This is a genomic window from Streptomyces alkaliterrae, assembly GCF_007097205.2.
GTDB lineage: Bacteria > Actinomycetota > Actinomycetes > Streptomycetales > Streptomycetaceae > Streptomyces > Streptomyces alkaliterrae.
Genome location: NZ_VJYK02000373.1, coordinates 1 through 4744, shown reverse-complemented (window position 1 = coordinate 4744; position 4744 = coordinate 1). Strand labels below are relative to the sequence as shown.

General features: G+C 73.0%; 2 protein-coding genes. Both read left to right on the top strand.

Annotated elements, in window-relative coordinates:
* The first annotated feature begins 226 nt into the window (after positions 1-226).
* Positions 227-2608, top strand: a complete 2382-nt coding sequence (locus tag FNX44_RS23945; RefSeq protein WP_143650989.1) for a serine/threonine-protein kinase — start codon at positions 227-229, stop codon at positions 2606-2608.
* Positions 2605-4744, top strand: a 2140-nt coding sequence (locus tag FNX44_RS23940; RefSeq protein WP_143650988.1) for a serine/threonine-protein kinase, incomplete at its 3' end; no start/stop codon positions are given. The genes FNX44_RS23945 and FNX44_RS23940, both read left to right, overlap by 4 nt.

Here is a 4744-nt window from a genome sequence, read left to right as displayed (position 1 = left end):
ACCCCATGTGGCGCGACCCGTCCACAACCTGACAGGCCCCGGAGCCGTGGGCCCGTCATTCCACCGGCCAGCGTGGGGTGAAGGTTGCGTTCCGGTGGCGTCGGCGAGCGCTCTGGGTAGGGTGACCGTGACGACACGGCGGGCGCCGTCCCGCCCTGGGGGAACCGTTGGCGCAGGGACCGGCGACCCGTTCTGACGCCGGGTCCCTAGGCCGGGGAGGGGCACGATGGCACGGGGATCAGGAAAGGGCGGGGTACCGGGTTCGGAGGACGCGACCGTCCTGTTACCCGCCTCCGTCGGCCCGCACGTGATCATGCGTCAGCTCGGTGCGGGCGGGATGGGCGTGGTGTCGCTGTGCCGTACCCCGTCGGGCCGGTTGGTGGCAGTCAAGCAGGTGCGGGAGGAGTTCGCGGACGACCCGGTCTTTCGCGGCCGCTTCCGACGCGAGGTGACGATCGCACGCCGGGTCAGCGGTGTGTACACCGTGCCGGTCGTGGACGCGGACGTCGACGGGCCACGGCCCTGGGTCGCCACCGTGTACATCCCCGGACCGACGCTTGGCGAGGCGGTAAGGATGTGCGGTGGGTTCCCCGAAGCCGGACTGCGCGCGCTGGGAGTGGCGCTGGCCGAGGCGTTGCAGGCGATCCACGCGGCCGGGCTGGTGCACCGCGACCTCAAGCCGGGCAACGTGCTGCTGTCCGGCGACGGGCCGCGCGTCATCGACTTCGGCATCGCCAGGGCGCTCGGTGAGACACGGCTGACCGGCACCGGCACGGTGATCGGCTCCCCCGCGTTCATGGCGCCCGAACAGGCCGTCTCCGCCCACGATGTCGGACCGGAGTGCGACGTCTTCGCGCTTGCCGGTGTGCTCGTCCACGCGGCCTGCGGAGAGGGGCCGTTCGGCCCCGGGGACGTCGGAGCGCTTCACCGGATCGTGTCGGACGAGCCCGATCTGCACGGTGTCCCGCCTGCGCTGCGCACCCTGCTGCTGCGGTGCCTGGACAAGACACCCGCGCGGCGCCCCACCCTCGAAGAGGTGATCACCGAACTCTCACCGGCCGACCCGGCCGATCTGCTGCTCCCCGCTCTGCGGGAGGACCTGGCGGCCCGGGCCGACGAGGCCGCGCTGATGGCGGTGGCGCCACCACCGCCGGCCCTCGCGCCGGACGTCGGCCGGAACGAGCGCCGTGTCGGCCGCCGCGGCGTGCTCATCGGCGGACTCGCCGCACTCGGTGTCCTGGCCGCCGGCGCCGGTACGGCCGCGGTGCTGCGAGGCCGGGACGGCCCGGCCGACCCCGTCGGCCGGCCCTCGGGCACCGACGACTCCCTGGGCGCCAGAGCCAGCACCATCAAGCTCACCGACCCACCGGCGCCACTGTGGACGACCACCCTCAAAATGGCCTCCACCATGCCCCGGCTGCACGCCTTCCGCTCCACGGTGCTGCTGCACGAACTCAGCTACACGGCAGCGGCGTTCGACGCCAGGAGCGGCAAGTCCCACTGGTGGCGTGGCGCCGCTCTCGACGGACGATCACAGGTCGACCCGGAACAACTCGACCTCGGCACGAACGTCTTCGGCCCGGTGGGGGAGCGGCTGCTCGTCACCCAGCGGGGATCGGGCCTGGAATCGCTCGGGAAGACCTTCCTGGCGACCGTGGACCCGGCCACCCCGGGCAAGGGCCCCAGGACCGAACTGGCCTCGTCGTTCACCCCTGTCATGCTGCTGGCCACACACGACCGCACCGCCTACTTCCTCGTCAACGACATCAGTTTCGGCTCCCGCACGCCCCCGTCTCCCGGAGCGACGCCGGACATCCAAACCAGCCAACTCGCCGCCGCGATCGACCTGGACAGCGGCAAGGTCCGCTGGTCGCGGCCGATGGTCGCCTCCTCCCTCTTCGGCATCCGCTTCGCCGCGGACCGGCACGGCTTCTACTACACCGAGGACACCGACGACGGTCTGACCCTGCGCGCCCTGGACGCGGAACGCGGCAGAAGCATGTGGTCCGTCAAGGTGCCGGCCGACCCCGACAGCCGACTCCCGCCCTACATGCAGGCCGGCGGCGGCCAGCTCGTCTCCTCTCTGACGGCCGCCGACGACCTGCTGATCACCGTCAACCTCAAGGGAGGGATGACCGCCTACGACGCGAAGAGCGGGCGCCGCCGCTGGTCGACGCCGATGGTGGCAGCGACCGCCCCCGTGGTCGTCGGCGACCTGGTGCTGACCAACGACCCCGGCCGGGTGCACGGCGTCGACCTGCGGACCGGCAAGGTCCGGTGGCAGGTCGAGAGCCCGGTCGCACTGGCGGTCAACTACCAGACGCTCGCCGCCTCGAAGGAGGTCACCGCGGTTCTCCTCAGCACACTGACGATCAACGACAAGGGGGTGTCCGGAACCGGCGGGACGGCCGGCTGCGTGGTGCTGCGCACCTCGGACGGAAAGCAGCTGTGGGCGCTACAGGAGAAGCCCGATGCCGGCCGCACACCGTCGGCCGGTATCGGCGGCGGTCCCAGCGGTCTGGCCCAGTGGGGCGTGGCGGTACGGGGAAGCACGGTGTTCGTCACCGGCGGCGGCCGCCTCCGTGCCTACCGTGCGGACGCGGGATGACCGCACCGCCGCGGTCCACACCCGCCGAGGACCCGGACGCGCGCCCGCCCGCCGGCTACCAGCCGGCGACGATCGGGCCCTACCGGGTGATCCGGCTGCTCGGCGCCGGCGGCATGGGCCGGGTCTACCTGGCCGTGACCCGCGCCGGGCGGCCGGTGGCGGTGAAGGTCGTCCGGGAGAACTACGCGCGGGATCCGCACTTCCGGGACCGGTTCCGTGCCGAGACCGAGGCGGCGCTGAGAGTCAGCGGCGCCTTCACCGCCCCCGTACTGGCAGCCGACCCCGACGCCGCCCAGCCCTGGCTGGCCACCGCCTACCTGCCCGCACCCTCACTCAGCCAGGCCGTCACCGAGCACGGGCCGATGCCCGAACACACGGTCCGGGCACTGGCCGTCGGCCTGGTCGAGGCCCTCGCGGCCGTGCACGCGGCGGGCCTGGTGCACCGCGACCTGAAGCCCTCCAACGTCCTGCTGACCGACGACGGACCACGGCTCATCGACTTCGGCATCGCCAGGGACGTCGGCGGTGAGGGCCTGACCGGAACCGGCCAACTTGTCGGCACCGCCGGCTACCTGCCGCCCGAGCAGGTGTCAGGACGCACCTGCACCGCGGCCGGCGACGTCTTCTCGCTCGGCGCCACCCTCGTGTACGCAGCCACCGGTCACGGCGCCTTCGGGGATGGCAGCCCGCACGTCGTCCTCTACCGCACCGTCTACGAGGAACCCGACCTCACAGGGGCGCCGCGAGAACTCCACGACGTCCTCCTGGCCTGCCTGGAGAAGGAGCCGTGGCAGCGGCCGAAGGTGCCGCGACTGGCGGCGCTGTTCGGCGCGCCGGCACCGGGCGAGAGCTGGCTACCCGGTCCCGTGCAACGTGAGGTGCGACGACGGGAGAAGGCCGTCCAGGAGACGCTGGCCGAGGTACGGACGAGCCGATGGGGGCGGCGTCGACTGCTGGCGATGGCGGGCGGCGGCGTCGCGGCGGCCGCGCTCACCGGCTGGTACCTCACCTCCGGCCTCACCTCCCAGAACCGCTCAGGCACACCACGACCACCACGGCTGCTGTGGCGCAAGCGCCTGCCGGAAGGCTTCGCTCAGGTGTCGGCGGCCACCGGTGACCACCTGCTGGCGGCAAGCCGGGACGGCGCGGGGGCGGCGGTACTCAACGCCGACACCGGCGCCACGGTGTGGCGGCGCGAACCGTTCGGCCGCGCTGCCACGGCCACCTCCCGCGACACCGTGTACACCATCGAGCTCGACGGCGCCCTGCACGCCCGGGACATGAGGACCGGCAGCCGCCGCTGGCGGTTCTCCCCACCAGGCGAGTCCCAACCCGACTCGACAGATCTGACCGTGACCGCGGGCACCAAGGGCTGGACCTACGTCAGCTCGGCCCAGACCGGGAGACTGTACGCCCTCGACAAGGACGGCAAGGCGCGCTGGGACCGCCGGATGCCCCGCACCACCGTGCACCCGCTCGGCGACGTGCTGCTCTGCGTGACCCGGCCGGAAGGTGGCCCGGCGGAGCGCCGCACCCTCCACGCCCTCCACCCGCGCACCGGGGCGAAGGTCTGGAGCCACACCCCCGACGTCGTCGGCGTCGGCCAGCGGCCGAGCACCCGCCTCGCCGTCGCCCTGGAACACGACACCGCCGAACTCGTCGCCCTCCGACCGGTCGACGGCCGCCCGCTCTGGCGAGTCCCCAGCGGCCTCTCTCCAAGCGACCGCCTCCAGAACGCGACGCTCGCCCCCACAGCCCGCCTCTGCCTCGACGACAGCACCGTGCTCTTCGAGACCAGCCTCGCCGACGGCTCCTTCGCGGCCCTCGACGCCGACAGCGGCCGTGTCCTCTGGCGCGAACGGGTCGCGGACCGGCAACTGCTGAACCCACACGGCCCCACGCTCCTCACCACCACAGCCCCACCAGTGGGTACCAACCCCACCGCCGGGCGCGGCCCACTCACCGCGTACCGCCTCCACGACGGACGGAAACTCTGGGAGACCCCCGACCTCCCCCAAGGCCTCCCGCTGGTCCTCGCCGTCCGCGCCGGCCTCGTACTCCTCGGCATCACCGGCGGCAACGCCCCAGGCCTGTACGCCTACGCACTCGCCGACGGCCGACAGACCTGGCACCTCC

Excerpts from the sequence above, each read along its gene's own strand:
- FNX44_RS23945 (WP_143650989.1), top strand. The coding sequence starts at position 227 with ATGGCACGGGGATCAGGAAAGGGCGGGGTACCGGGTTCGGAGGACGCG.